The sequence below is a fragment of the Bacillus rugosus genome, from assembly GCF_023238245.1.
Taxonomy (GTDB): domain Bacteria; phylum Bacillota; class Bacilli; order Bacillales; family Bacillaceae; genus Bacillus; species Bacillus rugosus.
Genome location: NZ_CP096590.1, coordinates 192,413 through 212,280, shown reverse-complemented (window position 1 = coordinate 212,280; position 19,868 = coordinate 192,413). Strand labels below are relative to the sequence as shown.

The following is a 19,868-nucleotide window of genomic DNA, read 5'->3' as shown; positions in this document are numbered from 1 at the left end:
GATAAATGCTTAGATTCATCATTACCAGCTTTCCCAACATCCTTCTGGGTCAATACTAGCCAGTCGAACCCATCCATTTTGAACTTTTTGTAGAAATACTGGGTCATTATTTAATAACCGTTCGACATGCCGTCTAGGTGCTTGAATGACAATCAACAAACGAAGAGGAGAATGATAAGCCTCATGATCTGATTGCATGACGGATTGCCAAGGCAGTCCGGCTAACAAGTCACTTGCATTCCCCTGCATAACTCCGAGACCTGCAGTGACTGTTTGAGTTGCTTTATTTCCGCTGCCATAATAATGAGGTGCAACCGTTGATGCGTAATATTGTAAATTAATCCATTGGGCCACAGTTCCAGGTCCTGCAATAATATTTGCTAGGAGTTCACCGCTTTCATCCTGCTTCCAATCATAATTATGAAGGAAGGTTCTTCCTTCCAAATCACAATCCTGAGTCAGTTCACGTTGGCCGATAATAAAAGCGGCATTACGAGCCAGTCCCCATTCCGGACGTATCTCACTCCAATCTTCGGCAAATCGGTGTGCCTCAGCCTTCGGGTTTTTAAGTTTCGATTGGACATTCGGTAATTGGGCTAGACGTTCTGCATTTACGTTATGTCTCACTTTCGGCATAATAGCTTCGATATGTTCAAATGCTTCCTGTGCAGCTTCGGATAGCTCTGGCACATAAAGCCAATGTAATTCATCCACCGTTGTATTATGTTCAGCGGCGGCAAAAACCGTATCCTCGGGGATTTTCATTCCTTCACTTAAAAGAACCTCTCTTACCTCTGAAAGATTACATAAAGCAGCTAAAACTCTTGCATTGAACCCACCGGCCGCTCCACCGCAGGCACCACAATCAAGAGCTGCGGCATAAGGATTATTGGTACTTTGACTACCATGCCCGCAAATCACCACTAAGGGTGCGAAATTCTCTGTTAAGCCCATCATTTTTAGCGCTTGCCGAGCATAGTTCACTTTTTCTTCTTCAGTAAAACCCACAGGTATTTCTGCCTCTGTGTCATCATCATGATGAAGCGAGAGTTTTGTATCGGGTTTCCGTAACCAAGTCTCACGGAGATTACGGATGAAACGATCAGCTTTTCTTGGCACAAAGCTACGTGCTACCATTTGCAGACTAAGCCAAGGCCCACTTAGCTCAGGCAGAAGTAAGCTCGAAAGTACATTCTGTTTCATCGTTTTAAATGTATGGCTTACGGAATAAACCGCTTGCTTGCGTTGGGTGTATTTTTCGAGTACATCTTCATCTGCGAACTCTTTTACTTTATGTTGCGGTTTTTGTATGATCGGCAAAGAGGCATGACTGTGTTTACTGCCGAGTTCACAAGTTGCAATCGGCACTCCGAAGAAACCAGCAATACCGATCGTTTCAAACGGACCTTCTCTTTCTAGATGACGACGAAAAGGCTCTGACCGTACATCGATGCAGAATGCGAATTGAGCTAATGCAGACTTTTTACCGGTTTCACGTTGTTTCGAGATGATCTTCTGGCTTAATCGATCAGTGTATGTTTGTTCCCAAGCTTCTAACCAAAGTTTCCTGCGAAGTTTCTCATCAAAGCTATGGGCAAATGATAAATATTCGTTTTGTTCACTGGCTGACATTTGAGACCATTCCTCTAGTGTCAGCCCCCCCCAATGAATCCAAGCTGCTATAAGGGGAGTAATTGAAATTTCATTCTCAAATCGGTCATTATTAATAGGTAAATATGGCTTTATAAGGGCCCACTCCATGGATATCCGGACCGCTAAATATTCTGTTAGGAGTGCATGTTCATGGTTCGATTGTTGGGAGCGCCAAAGCATCATCCCTGCCCATCCAGGTAAGGAAAGTAAATGGCCTTCAAGATAAGTCTGGATGTCTGATTCTGAGATTCCTAGTGCGTATAACGCTTCTTGTAAAGCCATATGTGCCTCTTGCGGGCATCCTTTTAACCTTTCTCGCTGCTTTTTGCTAAGTGCTGGATCATATTGAATGAGATGCTGCCAAGCACGATAGAAACCTTCCTCACGGTTGGGCATTGTCCAACCCGCTTGAGAGTCATCAAGATATAATTTGCTCCACTTAATGACATGATGATCTAGTATATTGACTAGCCTTTCACCATCTTGATTCTCTATATACGAACTTAGTGGTTGCATAAAAACATTCTCGATATGATCCAATCCACTACATTCACTTACTAATTTCTCCAGCTCATGTGATGATAAAAGGTCGGAAGGCAAGGGATCTAACTGTAATGCTGCATGACAAAATCGCTCTGCCACGTCCCTTGGGATGTGAAAGGAATGTGAATCAAGCCAACGCTGCAGCCCCATTTCCACAAAATCTTCATCAATCTCACCTTTATTCTTTGCTGAACGGATCATAGACGCACTAGGGTATATATCAACATCGCGAGTATTTTTCAACCAACCTGCAACCTGATCAAACGGTTGGGTTTCAAGTCCCATCCACGGATTACGTGCAGCAAAGGTAGAAATAGGCCAAAGTGGCGCAATGACTCGGCTGGCAGATTCAATTAACACGTTAAGATCTCTTTCTTGAACATCTATATCTGTATCTTTCTTTTTTACATTTTCTTTCGTTAATACGGATGTCATGCCCAACACTTATTACCTCCTTATGATAAATATTGTTTAAAGTAGTCTGGATGACTCTCTACTGTCTTCGGTTTTGCTTCGCCTAATCGTACTAGCCAAAGGTAGAGTACTGCGAAAAAAACGGAAGAACGATGACGGGCAACCCACGTACCTAAAGCACTGCCACATAGTAAGAGACATACAACAATGATGACAGCTGACATTGGAGGTTGAACACTTTGAAAATCGATTGTATGCAGCCACTTATAGAAAAGGTTATGAATGATAAAATATACGAGGGCTGCTCCTCCTAAACATGTTAAGCCAACAATTCGGCCAATTTTCCCCTCTCCAAAAGCTACGAGCTGAGTCCAAGAAACGGACAATGACCACGCTAAGATTAGGGCACTAATGAATTGATACCCCTCTCCAGGAGCAGCGAGCCAAAAAGCAACGCCTATAACTAAGGATAAAATCCGACCAGCCATGATCCATAAATAGGATGTTCCTTTATTAGCGCGAGCTGATACTTCATGACGCCGTACTGCCGAACCAGCCTGTAAAAACAACGTAGCTTTGAATAAACCATGTAAAATAAGATGAATAATGGCTGCTATATAGGCGCCTAATGCACACTGAATGAGCATAAACCCCATTTGCCCAATCGTGGAGCCTACTAACTGGCGTTTATAATCAACCTGAACTAAACTAATACCTGTTCCAATCAATACAGAGATGCTAGCAAGCATAAGTAAAATAATTGAAGCTATACCACCATTAAATAGAGGTGAAAATCGAGCTAGTATAATACCGCCTGCATTTACTAAACCTGCGTGCATAATCGCAGAAACAGGAGTAGGAGCAACAATAGACTCAATTAACCATCTTTGGAATGGCCATTGAGCTGCAGGGATGATCACTGCTAATACAATCAACAGATTAATCCCTGTTCTCTCCCATCCCCCCAGTTGAGCTAAACTTTCATTTGTTAAAACCAATGATAACTGCCATTGACCTGTGACTTGAAAAAGCCAAATCATCGCGAAAAACAAAGAAAACCAGCTTAACAAAAATAATCGACCAGTAACCTTAGCTGCTTCGCTAGCTACTTGCCAAGCACTGTTTAACCTGATAAGTAAAGTTAAACCGACAAGAGTTGCTCCCCAAAAAATAACCATCAAGCGGAGGTCACCACTTAACCATGCAATTGAAGCAGCACCTGTAGTGAAAGTAAAAAGCGTAAAATATTTTCGATAAGATCGATCACCCATTAAGTAACGTACAGAAAAACGCTGAATGATTAGGCCAATTGACAAAACAAAGAAAGTCATTAACCAAGCTAAGGAATCTAAGTACCAAGGGCCAACAATTCCATTCACACTCCTAGTGGCAAGAATCACTAAGGAAACCAAGGGTGGTAAAGCCAAGATCCCAATATGAATGCGAACAAAACTCAAGGGTACGCGTGGATGTAGAAACAATAGTCCACTTATCCCGGAAGCAATAAGCATAATAAAAAATAATGTTAACAATGATGACAAATTCAGCGAAACTAACATTTCAAATTCTCCCTTTTTAAACGTCGTTATTGTTCAAAAGACCTTTAAGTCAGATCATATTTTTCTATCATTTATTCAAATTTTATCTATCTCTATTTTTTTCCAACAAAAAAACCGACAACTTCAAAATTTCAATGATGATTTTAGATCATTGAATCTTGAAAATTGTCGGCTTCACTTCAACTAACTTCAACGAAGTTTTTTGAAGAGCTACCTTATTATTGGTCATTTCTTTATGCTATGTTTTAAATTCCTTCTAAAGGAAGTATCGTTAAAACTTTAATTTAGTCCATTGATTCTAGAATAAATCGATTAATGTTACTCTTCCTTTTTTATATTAGAATACTTTTTCATCCAGTCAAGATTAAAAATTAAATATCAAAAGAATGCTAAAGGTCTAATTATGTAGAATGGCGAAAGTAAACATCTGTACCGATTATTCAGTTATGTATAAGATATGCTAAATTTTAAACATTGTCAAGCTGTTGGAATACAGAGAATGAAGTATCAAATCCTTCTTTCCCTTTAAATATACATCCTGAATCTTTATACAAGGCTTATAATATCTATCACTTTAATTTTTTAAAATACAAGAAAAATTTTATAATCATTTTCTATTTTATTGTTTAGTAAATAACTGAGTTCAATTAGCAACTATAAATGAATACTGGTTCCTACTTTATTTTCAACAGCCTTAACGACCAAGAAATTGAACTAGCTGTTGTGAATATTGTTATAGCTAGAATTCCCCAATTTCTCCGTAGATGTCACTTTCCTTGAAAATACCTTCTTTATATTTTCATATTCTTATGGCAATCCTAAATATCTGCAAAACTAAACATAGCCATCTTTAAAACAAAAAACCCCTTTGGCTAAAGCTGTAGCTTTGAAATAAAGGATGATCAAAAATAACACATGAACCTTCAGTTTACGGCAAATTTAAAGAATCCATTTAGAAAAAAAAGATAGATCAAAATGGATTCTACAGTTTTGAATACAGATGGAATCTTTATAAAAGAGTTTGATCATTTTAGGTTACGTTTTTTTGAACATTAGCACCCGATTGTTGAATAAATCTAAAAGTTTTTTGACTTATTTTCCTTTCTTTTGAAGCGATAAAGAAGTATGTTTTCACATTTTTCATAAATTTTTATGGTAGTTTGAGTAACATTTAGTTTAGGGAATGTTAAATATATAAAAGTTGAAACTGCTAGGCTTATTAATACTCCTGCTAAAACATCAAAAGGATAATGAACCCCAACCCATATACGGGAGACTCCCACAAGAACAGCTAACAATACCCATAAAATTGACCAGCCTCTCTTAAAGAGCCAGAATGAAATACAATATGAGAAGAATAAAATTGTATGGTCACTTGGAAAAGAATTGTCTTTTTCTTTATGTATCAGTTTATTAACCTCTCCCAATTCAACAAAAGGTTGATAATTCGAGTAAAATACCCCTGAAACCTTCCCTATCGTAAAGGCACAAATGAAAGCGATAGATGCGCAAAGAATCATAATTCTATTATCCGTATCTCTTGTAAACCAAATAAAAAGAACACTTATTGCAAGTAAAAAAACCATATATTCAGCAATAAAACTAAATACAGGATTCAAAAAGGGATATTCTTTTCCTAAGTCATTAACTAGTCTAAACAGTGATATATTAACTTCTGAAATATCCAAACCCAACACCATCCAATCTCTTTTTAGAACATAGTAAAAGAAAATTAGATGATCTGCCATCGAATCAAATTACATTATTTGAGATTAAAGTTACATTTTTGTAAGATTGGTGTCACATCATTTATGTAAAAAGAGGACTCAATCAATTGGAATCCCCTTATAATTTTTAGTTACCTGCCTCTTTAGTTAAAATAGAAAAATACCCTTAGATAAAAATTATCTAAGGGAAAAAGCATCGCAACATTTTTATAAACGTCGTAACTTTATTTTAAACATCTCATTTTTTTACAAATTTTAAAGCCACAAAAACAACCAAAGGGGTTAAACATTTTACTCCACAGTAACACTCTTCGCAAGGTTACGCGGCTTATCAACATCACAACCGCGATGCAGTGCAGCATAGTAAGCGATCAGCTGCAATGGAACAACAGAAACCAATGGAGCAAGCGCTGGGTTTACTTCCGGTAGTACGAATCTGTCATCCGCATCGTCTAGGCCTTTCAGTGAGATGATGCATGTGTTTGCTCCGCGAGCGGCAACTTCTTTAACGTTTCCGCGGATGCTTAGGTTTACGTGCTCTTGTGTTGCCAGTGCAAATACTGGTGTACCTTGTTCGATCAAGGCAATCGTGCCGTGCTTCAGTTCTCCGCCGGCAAAGCCTTCCGCCTGGATGTAAGAAATCTCTTTCAGCTTCAGTGCGCCTTCGACACATACAAAGTAGTCAAGGCCGCGTCCGATGAAGAAAGCGTTTCTGGATACAGTCAGGTATTCACGGGCGATCATTTCCATTTCGTCTTTCTGGTCGCAAAGGGCTTCCATTGCGTTTGCAGCGATACCGAGTTCTTTGACGAGGTCAAATCCGATATCGATGCCGTTTTTGTCAGCAGCCACAGAAGCAAGAACCGCAAGAACTGCAATTTGGGCAGTGTATGCTTTCGTTGACGCAACAGCGATCTCAGGGCCTGCGTGAAGCAGCAATGTATAGTCAGCTTCACGAGAAAGCGTTGATCCAGGTACGTTTGTGATTGTCAGGGCTTTGTGTCCGAGCGCTTTGACTTGAACGAGAACCGCGCGGCTGTCTGCTGTTTCTCCGCTTTGAGAAAGGAAAATGAAAAGCGGTTTCTTAGACAGAAGCGGCATGTTGTAGGAGAATTCACTCGCTACATGCACTTCAACCGGCACGTTTGCCCACATTTCAATATATTGTTTACCGACAAGTCCTGCATGGTAGCTTGTTCCGCAGCCAATGATATAGATGCGGTCCGCTTCCGCTACAGCGGAAGCGATATCGCCAGGCACAGACAGCTTGCCGTTTTCATCTTGATACGTTTGGATGATTTTGCGCATCACAACAGGCTGCTCATCCGTTTCTTTCAACATGTAGTGAGGGTACGTGCCTTTTTCGATATCACTGGCATCAAGCTCAGCAATATAAGACGCACGTGTAATCACGTCACCATCAAGGTTTTTGATGACGACTTGATCATCAGTGACGATAACCATTTCTTTATCCATCAGCTCAACATATTCGTTGGTTACTTGAAGCATCGCCATTGCATCAGATGCCACGACGTTAAATGTATCTCCAAGACCTACTAATAGAGGGCTTTTGTTTTTCGCTACAAAAATCGTTTCTCTGTTTTCGTTGTCGAATAAAGCAATTGCATAAGAGCCTTTTAACAGTGTAAGTGTTTTGCGGAACGCTTCTTCTGTCTCAAGTCCTCCATTGACGAATTGCTCGATTACTTGAACGACTACTTCTGTATCGGTGTCACTTTTGAGCTCTACATCTTGCAAATACTCTTGCTTCAGCTGAACATAGTTCTCGATCACGCCGTTGTGAACAAGTGTAAAGCGGCCCAGTGCGCTTTGATGCGGGTGAGCGTTCAGATAGCTTGGTTCGCCGTGTGTAGCCCAGCGAGTATGCCCAATTCCGGCTTTCGCTTCTACATTGGCATCCACAACTTCACGAAGATCTGCAATGCGTCCTTTTTCTTTGAACACATGGATTCCCTGTTCGTTGGCAACAGCAATACCAGCAGAGTCATAACCGCGATACTCAAGCTTTTCTAACCCTTTTAATAAAATTTCCTTCGCATCAAGCTGACCGATATAACCTACGATTCCACACATATTTTTCTTCCTCCTAAGATTGTAAAAGGAGACGAAGAAAGTCAAATTTCAAGGGGACTTTCAATCGTCCCCTCCTACATGTTTTTTGGAAGATCATGTGATTTCTCTTTGTTCAAGGAGTCACCCCCTTGGTTTGAAGAAATCCTTACGGCTGTGATCTGCACACTCAGCCGGGAGGCATCCGCCGAAAATTCGATAACCTCCATCCTCGTCAACTAAGCCTTTTTCCGGGCGCTTAGTTCGGGCGCTATAATTATAGGTAATACAATAATCCCGTCTTCTTTTCCTATTGAGAAAATAAGAACAAGACAAGCTTGATTTTACAACATGTGGCATAAACGGTCAATTGTTTTTTAAACAACTTTGCCGTATGTCTCACAATTATCTTATGTAAACCTCGCTTGTCTTGTTCAGTCTCTGATAATAGATTTCGTTACTCTAATCCCATTTCTGACCGGACGACTTCAACAATGCGATTGACATACTCATCGCACAGCTCTTTCGTCTTCGCTTCAGCCATGACACGGACGAGCGGTTCAGTTCCTGAAGGGCGCACCAAAATCCGGCCGTCGCCGTTCATTTCTTTTTCAACTTCAGAAATAACAGCTTTTACTTTTTCGTTTTCTTCGACTTTATATTTATCAGTTACTCTCACATTGACTAACAGCTGCGGGAACTTCTCCATTTCAGCTGCAAGCTCTGACAGCGGCTTGCCTGTCGCTTTCAATGTGTTCATCAGCATAATAGCAGACAATAATCCGTCCCCTGTCGTGTTGTAATCAAGGAAAATAAGATGTCCTGACTGCTCACCGCCGACATTGTAGCCGTCTTTTTTCATTGCTTCTACCACGTAACGGTCACCGACAGCCGTCTGCACGCTTTTGATGCCTTCCTTTTCAAGCGCCTTATAGAAGCCGAGGTTGCTCATCACGGTTGAAACCACTGTGTCATCCTTTAAACGGCCCTCTGATTTCAGGTGTTTTGAGCATATGTACATGATTTGGTCGCCGTCAACGATATTTCCTTTTTCATCAACAGCAATCAGGCGGTCGCCGTCACCGTCGAACGCAAGGCCGAGATCGGCGTTTTTCTCTTTGACAAACGCGCTGAGTGCTTCAGGATGAGTTGATCCGACGCCATCATTAATGTTTAATCCGTTCGGGGAAGTTCCCATTGTTGAAACATCTGCATCTAAATCAGCAAACAGGTGTGTCGCCAAGGACGACGTTGCACCATTTGCGCAGTCAAGTGCTACATGAATGCCTGTGAAATCTTCATCAGCAGTCTGTTTTAAGAATTGCAGATATTTTTGTCCGCCTTCAAAATAGTCGTTTACAAGCCCGAGATCAGCTCCGACCGGTCTTGGCAGCTTATCCTCCGGTTCTTCCATCAGGCGCTCAATTTCAGCCTCCTGTTCGTCAGAAAGCTTAAATCCGTCTCCCCCGAAAAACTTGATGCCGTTATCCTGCACTGGGTTGTGAGAAGCAGAAATCATGACGCCTGCCTCTGCATCCATCGCTTTTGTTAAATAAGATACACCAGGTGTAGAAATGACACCCAGACGCATGACTTCTGCGCCAATAGATAAAAGTCCGGCGACAAGGGCTCCCTCCAGCATATGGCCGGAGATCCGTGTATCGCGGCCTATCAGCACTTTCGGACGTTGTTTGTCTTTTGTCAGCACATATCCGCCGAAACGTCCGACTTTGAAGGCCAGCTCAGGTGTAAGCTCACTATTGGCGACACCTCTTACACCGTCTGTTCCAAAATACTTGCCCATTTTATAATCGCTCCTTTTTTATTCTGATGAGGATTGTGAATCCGCTGTGGATTCATCCTCATCCTGATCTTGGTTTTGATCTTTATTTTCGTCTTGTTTTTGATCATTGCTGTTTTTATCAGTATTCGTTGTATCTTCTTGCTGATTGTTCTTTTGATCAGTTTGCTTATCTGTGTCATCCTGGTTCCTTGATGTATTGCTGCTGTTGTCATTAGTTGATGTATTGCCTTTTTTAGACGTCAGCTTGATTTTGGCATTTTTCTGCCCCAAGGACCAGGTTACATTCTGGGGCCCGTTTACTTCAAGCTTCACGCTATGCTCCCCGTCATCTAAATCTGAAACATTCACATACAATTCAATATCTGATTTCTTCAGTTTTTTTATATTGGCGGGAGAGCCTTTAGCCGTCACGTCTATCGCTTGCGATTCAGGATCTAGAAATTCAATGTTTTGCGAGCCGCTCAGCCCTACAGTCTTAATAGAGACATTCTCAAACTTCTGATCCGCTTCACTATCTACCTCTATATGCAAAGTCACCTTTGACGGCGAGATTTTTTTGACGCCGTCAGGAAGCGGAATATCTGCCTCGATATCGGAATCCTTGTTAATTTTGCTTAAATCTAGGCTTACGCCGTCAATAAATTCAAGAGAATCCAATACATCCTGTGAGCCGTAAACCGTTACTTCACTGGGACTGGATTCAATTTTGGCTATGCTGACACCGTCAGGAAGGCTTCCTGTCCGTTCAATTTTAAAGGGCACCTTTTTACTCGGGCTTGTCACCGGAACGGTAATCTTGATGACAGAGGGCTCTACGTCGACAGGAAGCGCGTTTCCGTCTTTATCATAGACAGTCACTTTCGCTTCCTTTTCAATCGTTTCATCTGCGTTTTCCAAATTCACTGAAGCTTTTACAAGAGAAATATTATCAATCACATTTTTAGATCCGGTAATCTGAACATTTTTCGGACTGACAATCGGCTGCTCCGGAGAATAGCCTTTTTTCATCTTGCTTTTATTGTAGTACTCCACTTCTACGGGAAAGCTTTTGGTCGTCCGTTCTTGAATGGTAACTGTCGTAACAGACGGATTGATTGAGATTGTCAGCCCATCCGACACGTTTTTGGCCTTTAGCTCAACCTTATGTGTGCCGGTTTTCAAATTTTCCATATCGGCATATATTTCAAAATTCTTAGTCTGTCTAGCCTTTTTCACGGCGCTTGTCGAGCCTTTTATCGTGACATTAACCGTTTGCGGAACACCTGTCACGACGTAATTTTCATCATCATAATACGCTTTGACCGGAATATCGGTCAGTGTTGCTTCATCAGTTGTTGATGTCGGAAAGAAAGATTCACCAGGTTTTTTTGGAGTCGGTGCTTGATTGCTGTTAACCGCCACATAAAGCAAGAGCGCGAAAAGCAGAGCAATCATTTTCACAGCCCAGCGGTTGTTTAAGAATTTATCCATTTTTCTTGCCCCTCCAATACCAGCGGTTAGAAGAAGTGTCTCTGGTGTTTTTCTTAAACTCGGCTTCAAGCATTTCTTTCAACGCTTCTTCCGTCAGCTCTCTGTGAAGGTCTCCGTTCTTCGCCACACTGACGCCGCCGGTCTCTTCAGACACAATAATTGTCAAACTGTCTGTTACTTCACTGATGCCCACAGCCGCCCTGTGCCGCGTACCCAGTTCTTTTGAGATAAACGGGCTTTCAGAAAGCGGCAGATAACAGGCGGCCGCGGCAATCTCATTATTCTTCATAATCACCGCACCATCATGAAGCGGGGTATTTGGGATAAAAATATTGATCAGCAGCTCAGAGCTGACTTTTGCATTCAATGGTATGCCCGTCTCAATATAATCCCCCATTCCAGTATCCCGCTCAATGGTCAGCAGGGCGCCTATACGGCGTTTCGCCATATAATTGATTGCTTTTGTAATGGCCTCAATTGTTTTCTGCTGCGCTTCCTCTACAGGTGTGCCGCTCCTAGAAAAAAAGCGGCCGCGGCCAAGCTGTTCAAGCGCTCTTCTCAGCTCTGGCTGGAAAATAATAATAATTGCTAAAAATCCCCATGTTATCGCTTGGTCCATCAGCCATTGAAGCGTGCTGAGGCCCAAATATTGGCTGGCCATACGGACAAGCACGATCACTACAATTCCTTTTAACAGCTGAACCGCTTTCGTGCCGCGTATCACCATAATCAATTTATATATCACATACCAAACAAGGAGAATATCAACGGCATTGCCGAGGTACTGCAAAAAAGGGATATCCTCAAAAGCCATTTCCTCGTCCTCCAAGATTTCAGTCATTTCGTATTTTGTGTTTTACGTGTTACGCATATGTACTTTACATAGCGAGCCCATTATACCACATTTCGATTTGGCAAGTGAAATGTGCCAGCCCGTTCAGCCCATAAAAAAGAGCAAAGCGGCTGAAGCGCTTTACTCTTTCCCTTTCGGATTTAATGCATTGACTACACTTTTCCCCGCAGACTTCATCTTGTACCATGTCCAGTCGAATAATTGATTGATTTCTTCAATCTGACCGGTGACTTGTCCAGCAGAGGCCATATACTTTTCGCCGTTTACGACGGTTACATTCCCGTCTATTTTGCCTTTAATAATCAGCTTGCCGTTTTTGACAGTGACATCACCTTTGACCGTCTCACCTTCTGGCACGGTCACAGTGTGATTATGCACCACAAGATTCGGCTGCTTGGACACGCTGAAATTGTGGTCATTATGCCAGCTGTTAAAAAAACCTCCGCCCATCAAAATGATGAATACCGCAGCAGCTGCGATAACAGGATGGGTTCTGAACCACCTTTTCACAGAAGCTCTTTTCTTCTCCTTAGGCAATTTCGCCATGACATTAGCGGTAAAATCCGCGGGGGCTTCGACATGCGATGTGCTCCGGACGAGCGCTATAGATTTTTCCATCTCATAAAAATGCTTTCTGCATTTCTCGCATGTCTCCAGATGTTCATTTAATACGTGTTCATCTTTTGGAAGGATATCTCCATCAAGATGCATATGCATAAGCTGCACAATTTGTTCAGGACAGCTCATTTCATCACCCCACTTAAAGATCCCTTAATTGTTTTCTAAGAGCCTCTCTGCCCCTGTGAATCCGAGTTTTCACAGTCCCCACAGGAATGTTCAGAATCTCGCCGATTTCAATTAATGAGAGTTCATCAATATACTTTAATACGATAACTGTTCTGTATTTGTCAGGAAGCTTTAAAATTTTCTGCTGAATCGTGTTTGAGAGCTCCAGTGACACAACTGCATCCTCTGGCAATACCCCATCTGCGGCGATTTGGGAATACATGGTCAAGCCTTCCGTACCAGCCACCTCTGCATCGAGGTAATAATCCGGCTTCTTTTTGCGAATGCGGTCAATAGTTAAGTTGGTCGCGATTCGATAAAGCCAAGTTGAAAATTTCCGGTTAATATCAAAACTGTCGATATTAACGTACGCTCTGATGAAAGCCTCCTGTGCTATATCCTCTGCCTCATGCACATTACCAAGCATACGGTAGCAAAGCTGATAAATTTTATCCTTGTAAATATCTACGATGTCCGCAAATGCATCTTGGTCGCCTTTTTTGACTTGTTTAATTCTCTTTTTAATCATCATTTCCATATTTATCTAACCTCTGCCTTCACCGGTCTGTATGTATACGAGCTTCGTTTCAAAAGGTTTCAATTTTTTTATAAAATAAGTTTAACAAATTTTTGGCAGGGTGTAGATGGTAATTCGTGAATAAACTACCTTAACATATTTTTAAAATTATTATACAGACTGAACAGTTAGAAGTTGGAATTATTTTTCAAAAAGAAAAAAGACACCTTTTGGTCAAAGGTGTCTGTGACTGGGCTAGCTGGATTCGAACCAACGCATGACGGAGTCAAAGTCCGTTGCCTTACCGCTTGGCTATAGCCCAATAATGGTGGAGGGGGGCAGATTCGAACTGCCGAACCCTGAGGGAGCGGATTTACAGTCCGCCGCGTTTAGCCACTTCGCTACCCCTCCATATTCATATTAAGAAAAACAGTGCCGGCAAGAGGACTTGAACCCCCAACCTACTGATTACAAGTCAGTTGCTCTACCAATTGAGCTACACCGGCAAGATGGTGGAGGATGACGGGCTCGAACCGCCGACCCTCTGCTTGTAAGGCAGATGCTCTCCCAGCTGAGCTAATCCTCCAAATGGTGACCCGTACGGGATTCGAACCCGTGTTACCGCCGTGAAAGGGCGGTGTCTTAACCGCTTGACCAACGGGCCGTTTGTGTTCTCGTCGAGCTGACAAAAGTTATTATATACAGGTCACCCCCTGTTTGTAAAGAGGAAAATTAAATTTTTTATTTTCAAACTTTTTAACTCCTTTTTTAACTGAAAAAGCCTCCCAACATTAGTCATTTATTTTATGATAGAGACAAACGATGCAAGAGAGGAGAAACCAATATGATCCTAGTCAGTTCTTGCCTTGGAGGCATTGAATGCAGATACAACGGCTCTCACGCCGCATCAGAGAAAATCAGAAAACTTGTCGGTGAAAATAAAGCAGTTATGGCTTGCCCTGAGCTTCTTGGCGGCTTCTCAACTCCTCGTGAACCTGCAGAAATTATCGGAGGCACCGGCGAGGATGTTCTCAATGGAACCGCGAAAATCATGACAGCTTCAGGAGAAGATGTAACAGAATTATATATGGAAGGTGCCGCTAAGACATTAGCTTATGCAAAAGAAATCAATGCCTCTGCCATCATATTAAAAGAAAACAGTCCATCGTGCGGAAGCGGTTTTATCTATAACGGCACATTCTCTGGCGCAAAAATCACCGGCAGCGGAGTGACCGCCGCACTGTTAGAGCAAGCAGGCTACCGCGTCATTTCAGAAAACCAGCTAGACGACATATTGTAAGGAGGCCGCCACATGACTCTAGACATTTCTTTATCCTTCTATAAGCCTGAACACTTGCCGGAGCTTCAATCATTCACGCTTAACAACGATGACAAACGCTTTACCTCTCTCCCCAAAGAGGTGCTGACTCAGGCCCTGAGCATACGGGACCGGTATCCGGTTATCATCTTAAAAGACGATCTCCCAGTCGGTTTTTTCATTTTACATACATCAAAAGAAACGCTGGCACCCTATTCTAACAATCCATTTGCTTTACTGCTCAGTTCCCTGTCATTAAACGCTGTGCATCACGGAAAAGGCTATGCAAAAAAAGCAATGCTTCAGCTTCCCTCTTTTGTGAGCGGTTATTTTCCATGGTGCGATGAAATCATTTTGGCCGTCAATCATCTGAACACACGCGCAAAGCGCCTTTATATGAAAAGCGGGTTCCTTGATAAAGGCAGGAGAAGAATCGGACCGCTCGGAGAACAGCTGATCCTTCATTATTTCTTATAGCCTGAAGTGAAATAAAATTTCAAAAATGCAAAAACATAGTTGAAATATCATGACAGAAATGAATATACTGAATATTAAGATACATTATTCTAAACAGGGGGCATCCTCATGTCAGAACCATTAAACCTTCACCGTCTTACAACGGAATCACGCAATAGCCAAACAGCTGAAATCCATAAAGCAAATACACTCGACATCCTCAAAATGATCAACAACGAAGATTTAAAAGTCGCAGCCGCCGTTCAGCAGGTTCTCCCCGATATTAAAACAGCTGTAGACTGCGCGTATGACTCATTTCAAAATGGAGGCCGGCTCATATACACAGGCGCTGGCACAAGCGGCAGACTCGGTGTCATGGATGCTGTTGAATGTCCTCCCACCTACAGCGTAAGCCCAGATCAGGTCATCGGAATTATGGCTGGAGGTCCCAAAGCATTTTTACAGGCAGCAGAGGGCATTGAAGACAGTGAAGAAGCAGGAGCCGAAGATTTAAAAAACATACAACTCACTTCATACGACACCGTCATTGCCATCGCAGCAAGCGGCCGTACACCTTATGCAGCGGGCGCCCTAACATACGCCCGCAAAGTCGGAGCACACACTGTCGCCCTTACCTGTAATGAGCATTCGGCCATCAGCAAGGATGCGGATCACAGCATTGAGGTTGTCGTCGGACCTGAGGCTATTACAGGATCAACACGTATGAAAGCCGCAACTGCTCATAAAATGATTCTAAACATGATATCTACCGCTGTAATGGTCAAAATCGGCAAGGTTTACGAAAACTTGATGGTAGACGTCAACATCAGCAACAAAAAACTAAAAGAACGCGCCATCAGCATCATCCAAAGCCTTACAAACGCTTCATACGACACAGCCAGACACACTCTAGAACAAGCCAATCATCACGTCAAAACAGCAATCGTCATGCTCAAAACTAGCACAGATCAGGAACAAGCTAAAACATTGCTTGATCAAACAAACGGTTTTATAGACAAAGCAATCGAAAATTACCATTCAGAATAAGGAGAGACCAAGAATGGCAACAGGCGGTTTAGCGATCATCCAATCAATGAAGCACAAGCTCCCTCCATCCGAGCGTAAACTTGCGGATTACATCCTAACTCATCCCCACAAAGCAATTGAAAGCACTGTCAGCGAAATCAGCGCCTTAGCCAATTCAAGTGACGCTGCCGTCATCAGGCTCTGCAAATCACTCGGTCTAAAGGGATTTCAAGATTTAAAAATGAGAGTGGCAGGCGATCTGGCAAAGCCTGCTGTACAAGGCTATCGGGACATTGCGCCTCACGAACCTCTGTCCTCCATTTCTGAAAAAGCGGCCGGCAATGCCATTCAAGCCATTCAGGACACTTCAGACTTGATGGACTACAAAGAGCTTGAACGAGCGGTTTCTCTGCTTCTCAAAGCTCATACTGTGCATTTTATCGGCGTCGGGGCTTCCGGCATTGTCGCCAAGGACGCCCAGCAAAAGTGGCTTCGCATCCATAAACTAGCAACTGCGTTCACAGACACTCATCTTGTGGCATCATTAATCGCAAATGCAGATAAGGGTGACATCGTATTTGCCATTTCGTTTTCAGGAGAGACGCAGGAAATCATTGAACTGATTACGATGGCTAAGGAAAAAGGCATCACAACGATCAGCCTGACACAATACAGCCAGACATCCGTCTCCGCGCTGGCTGATGTCCCATTATACACAGCACATTCCAACGAAGCCTTAATTCGAAGTGCAGCCACTTCCTCCCGCCTCGCCCAGCTTTTTATGATCGATGTTTTGTTTTTAAGCATGGCGGCTGAGCAGTATGAAGAAACAACCGGTTATATCGATAAAACGAGAGCAGCCATACAATCTATGAGAAAAAAATAAGGCATCTTGAAGAGGAGGGGTTTTGATGAGCAAAGAAAATAACTACCATCATCTCGCAAAGAAAATCCTCGAGCTATGCGGAGGAAAATCCAATATTTCCTCGTATACGCATTGCATGACACGCCTTCGAATTACGCTTTACAATGAAAGCAAAGCAGATGCTCAGGCTATAAGAGAGCTTGACGGCGTTTTTGGGGTCGTCGAAGCTGAAACCTTACAAATCATCCTCGGCACAGGAGTTGTCAACCATGTCACAGCCTCTTTCTCTAAGCTCGTATCAGCAGAAGAAGGTGTCGACGTCAAAGAAGCAGCGGCCAAAAAGAAAGCCGACATAAACCGAAAAAACGCTACTCCTTTTAAACTTTTCTTACGTAAAATTGCCAGCATCTTTATCCCTCTTATTCCTGCACTCGTCGCTTCCGGTTTAATCACTGGGATTACCAAAGCAATCATTCAAGCCGGCTGGCTCTCTGCAGAATCACAAGTCGCTGTTATCCTGACAGTCATCGGGTCAGGATTGTTCACTTACCTCGGCATTCTCGTCGGCATTAACGCATCGAAAGAATTTGGCGGGACACCCGCTCTTGGAGCTCTGGCAGGGATCTTGATTATGAATCCGGAGATCGCAAAGATCAGTTTATTCGGAGAACAGCTCCTTCCAGGCAGGGGAGGCCTGATCGGGGTTCTTTTCGCAGCCATATTCATTGCTTACACCGAACAATTTATCCGCCGTTTTATTCCTCAATCACTCGATATCATAGTCACCCCAACCGTCTCACTGTTAATCACCGGAATCGTAACGTATGTCGTATTTATGCCTTTAGGCGGCTTCATTTCTGATGCCATTACATCCGGCCTTCTGTCCATCTTGGACATCGGCGGCATCGCTGCAGGCTTTATTCTGGGCGCTACCTTCCTACCTCTTGTCGTAACTGGACTGCATCAAGGCTTGACGCCTGTGCACATGGAATTGATCAATTCAATCGGCAATGATCCTCTGCTCCCTATATTGGCTATGGGAGGCGCGGGACAGGTAGGCGCCGCCTTTGCCATCTTTGTGAAAACGAAAAAAACAACATTGAGGAAGGCAATCGCCGGTGGGCTTCCGTCGGGGCTGCTCGGTATTGGTGAACCGCTTATTTTCGGAGTCACGCTGCCACTTGGACGCCCGTTTTTAACAGCATGCTTAGGAGCTGGAATCGGCGGCGCTTTTCAAGCTTATTTTCAGGTAGCCACCATTGCGATTGGCGTCTCCGGGCTGCCGCTTTCCTTTCTCGTCCTGTCTTCGCAAATCATCCTATATATCATCGGACTCTTTATTTCCTACGCGGCCGGCTTTTTATTGACCTATGCATTCGGATATAAAGAAGAAATGGCTTCCCAGTTCGATTAAATTATTCTGTTTTAGGGATAGTAAACGGGATAGAAGCACGGAAAGGAGCAAGCCAGTGAAAACACAGATACTGTTCTTATTCAGTGCCATTTTCACCCTATCTATATTGACGCCAGCCGAAACCTCCGCGCAAACAGCAGACTACCAAGTTGAGCCGAAAACCATAAATGCAGAAACTGTACAATTCTCGTCGAAGAAACTAAGGAAGGTTGATCAGATGATAGAACGGGATATTGCAGCAGGATTTCCAGGCGCCGTTCTTGTCGTCGTAAAGGATGGCCGCATCATAAAAAAAGAAGCATACGGCTACAGTAAAAAGTACGAAGGAACAGAACTGCTGCGCCGTCCGGCCAAAATGAAAACCCGCACAATGTTTGACTTGGCCTCAAATACAAAAATGTATGCAACAAATTTTGCATTGCAGCGCTTAGTCACCCAAGGAAAACTCGATGTTCATGAAAAGGTTTCTGCATATTTGCCTAATTTCAAGGATCAGCCTGGAGACCCGATCAAAGGAAAAGATAGGATTCGTGTTATCGATGTCCTTCAGCACCAATCAGGGCTCCCCTCAAGCTTTTATTTTTACACGCCGGAAAAAGCAGGCATGTACTATTCTCAGGAGCGGGAGAAAACGATTGAATATTTAACGAAGATTCCGCTTGATTATCAAACAGGGACAAAACACGTATACAGTGACATCGGATATATGCTCCTCGGCTGCATTGTTGAAAAACTCACCGGTAAACCGCTTGATGTCTACGCGGAGCAAGAGCTCTATAAGCCGCTGGGGCTGAAGCATACCTTGTACAATCCGCTGCAAAAAGGCTTTAAACCAAAGCAGTTCGCAGCTACTGAACGTATGGGCAATACACGGGACGGTGTGATTCATTTCCCTAACATCCGTACACACACGCTGCAAGGAGAAGTGCATGATGAAAAAGCGTTTTACTCAATGGATGGCGTGTCTGGCCATGCCGGATTGTTCTCAAATGCTGATGATATGGCCATTCTGCTCCAGATCATGTTAAACAAAGGATCATATCGGGACGTTTCTTTATTTGATCAGAAAACAGCCGACCTATTTACAGCTCCTTCAGCAACAGATCCGACATTTGCTCTTGGCTGGCGTCGAAACGGAAGTAAAAGCATGGAATGGATGTTTGGCCCTTATGCCAGCGAAAATGCTTACGGACATACCGGCTGGACAGGAACAGTTACCATCATTGATCCAACATACAATTTAGGCATTGCACTTTTAACGAACAAAAAGCATTCACCAGTTGCTGATCCAGAGGAAAATCCAAATGTGTTTAAGGGTGATCAATTTCCAACAGGCAGTTACGGGAGCGTCATTACCGCGATCTATGAAGCGATGGAATGAATGATTTACGAT

The 19,868-nt window shown here is 42.9% G+C and carries 15 protein-coding genes and 5 tRNA genes; 6 read left to right on the top strand and 14 right to left on the bottom strand.

The window, feature by feature from the left end:
- Nucleotides 1-21: 21 nt before the first annotated feature.
- The 14 genes from M0696_RS01170 to M0696_RS01105 all read right to left on the bottom strand — a co-directional run bounded on the left by M0696_RS01170 (nt 22) and on the right by M0696_RS01105 (nt 14,060).
- Nucleotides 22-2,637, bottom strand: coding sequence for a DUF2309 domain-containing protein (locus tag M0696_RS01170; RefSeq protein WP_248602743.1), 2,616 nt, complete (start codon nt 2,635-2,637; stop codon nt 22-24).
- 14 nt (nt 2,638-2,651) lie between these two features.
- Nucleotides 2,652-4,169: an NADH dehydrogenase subunit 5 gene (locus tag M0696_RS01165; RefSeq protein ID WP_222143440.1), complete on the bottom strand. Its 1,518-nt coding sequence runs from the start codon at nt 4,167-4,169 to the stop codon at nt 2,652-2,654.
- 1,076 nt (nt 4,170-5,245) lie between these two features.
- On the bottom strand, nt 5,246-5,869 hold the full coding sequence (locus M0696_RS01160) for an undecaprenyl-diphosphatase (protein ID WP_281361045.1): 624 nt from the start codon (nt 5,867-5,869) through the stop codon (nt 5,246-5,248).
- A gap of 318 nt (nt 5,870-6,187) precedes the next feature.
- Complete coding sequence (gene glmS, locus M0696_RS01155) at nt 6,188-7,990, bottom strand: glutamine--fructose-6-phosphate transaminase (isomerizing) (RefSeq protein ID WP_166854460.1); 1,803 nt, start codon at nt 7,988-7,990, stop codon at nt 6,188-6,190.
- Nucleotides 7,991-8,423: 433 nt separating this feature from the next.
- A complete protein-coding gene (gene glmM / locus M0696_RS01150; protein WP_166854461.1) occupies nt 8,424-9,770 on the bottom strand; it encodes a phosphoglucosamine mutase in 1,347 nt (448 codons plus the stop codon).
- A gap of 18 nt (nt 9,771-9,788) precedes the next feature.
- Nucleotides 9,789-11,240 (bottom strand): CdaA regulatory protein CdaR, encoded by a 1,452-nt coding sequence (cdaR, locus tag M0696_RS01145; RefSeq protein ID WP_248602383.1) that lies wholly within the window; start codon nt 11,238-11,240, stop codon nt 9,789-9,791.
- A complete protein-coding gene (cdaA, locus tag M0696_RS01140; protein WP_003223651.1) occupies nt 11,233-12,054 on the bottom strand; it encodes a diadenylate cyclase CdaA in 822 nt (273 codons plus the stop codon). Before cdaA ends, cdaR begins: the two co-directional genes overlap by 8 nt.
- A gap of 159 nt (nt 12,055-12,213) precedes the next feature.
- Nucleotides 12,214-12,840 carry an anti-sigma-W factor RsiW gene (rsiW, locus tag M0696_RS01135; RefSeq protein WP_166854463.1) on the bottom strand — a complete coding sequence of 209 codons (627 nt, stop codon included), beginning with the start codon at nt 12,838-12,840 and terminating at the stop codon, nt 12,214-12,216.
- 13 nt (nt 12,841-12,853) lie between these two features.
- Nucleotides 12,854-13,417 (bottom strand): RNA polymerase sigma factor SigW, encoded by a 564-nt coding sequence (gene sigW / locus M0696_RS01130; protein WP_003223646.1) that lies wholly within the window; start codon nt 13,415-13,417, stop codon nt 12,854-12,856.
- 229 nt (nt 13,418-13,646) lie between these two features.
- Nucleotides 13,647-13,718: transfer RNA gene (locus tag M0696_RS01125), tRNA-Gln, on the bottom strand.
- A gap of 4 nt (nt 13,719-13,722) precedes the next feature.
- Nucleotides 13,723-13,807, bottom strand: a tRNA-Tyr gene (locus tag M0696_RS01120).
- A gap of 22 nt (nt 13,808-13,829) precedes the next feature.
- A tRNA-Thr gene (locus M0696_RS01115) sits at nt 13,830-13,902 on the bottom strand.
- 4 nt (nt 13,903-13,906) lie between these two features.
- Nucleotides 13,907-13,982 (bottom strand) — tRNA-Val (locus M0696_RS01110).
- 3 nt (nt 13,983-13,985) lie between these two features.
- Nucleotides 13,986-14,060 (bottom strand) — tRNA-Glu (locus M0696_RS01105).
- Nucleotides 14,061-14,240: 180 nt separating this feature from the next.
- Between M0696_RS01105 and M0696_RS01100 the strand changes: the two genes are divergently transcribed.
- From M0696_RS01100 to pbp4b, 6 genes are all read left to right on the top strand, one after another.
- Nucleotides 14,241-14,696, top strand: coding sequence for a 2-thiouracil desulfurase family protein (locus M0696_RS01100; protein ID WP_248602382.1), 456 nt, complete (start codon nt 14,241-14,243; stop codon nt 14,694-14,696).
- A gap of 12 nt (nt 14,697-14,708) precedes the next feature.
- A complete protein-coding gene (locus M0696_RS01095) occupies nt 14,709-15,191 on the top strand; it encodes a GNAT family N-acetyltransferase (RefSeq protein WP_248602381.1) in 483 nt (160 codons plus the stop codon).
- 108 nt (nt 15,192-15,299) lie between these two features.
- Nucleotides 15,300-16,217 carry an N-acetylmuramic acid 6-phosphate etherase gene (murQ, locus tag M0696_RS01090; protein ID WP_248602380.1) on the top strand — a complete coding sequence of 306 codons (918 nt, stop codon included), beginning with the start codon at nt 15,300-15,302 and terminating at the stop codon, nt 16,215-16,217.
- 13 nt (nt 16,218-16,230) lie between these two features.
- A complete protein-coding gene (locus M0696_RS01085) occupies nt 16,231-17,082 on the top strand; it encodes a MurR/RpiR family transcriptional regulator (RefSeq protein WP_166854467.1) in 852 nt (283 codons plus the stop codon).
- 25 nt (nt 17,083-17,107) lie between these two features.
- On the top strand, nt 17,108-18,475 hold the full coding sequence (locus tag M0696_RS01080) for a PTS transporter subunit EIIC (RefSeq protein ID WP_166854468.1): 1,368 nt from the start codon (nt 17,108-17,110) through the stop codon (nt 18,473-18,475).
- 55 nt (nt 18,476-18,530) lie between these two features.
- Nucleotides 18,531-19,856, top strand: coding sequence for a penicillin binding protein PBP4B (gene pbp4b / locus M0696_RS01075; protein WP_166854469.1), 1,326 nt, complete (start codon nt 18,531-18,533; stop codon nt 19,854-19,856).
- The last annotated feature ends 12 nt before the right edge of the window (nt 19,857-19,868 follow it).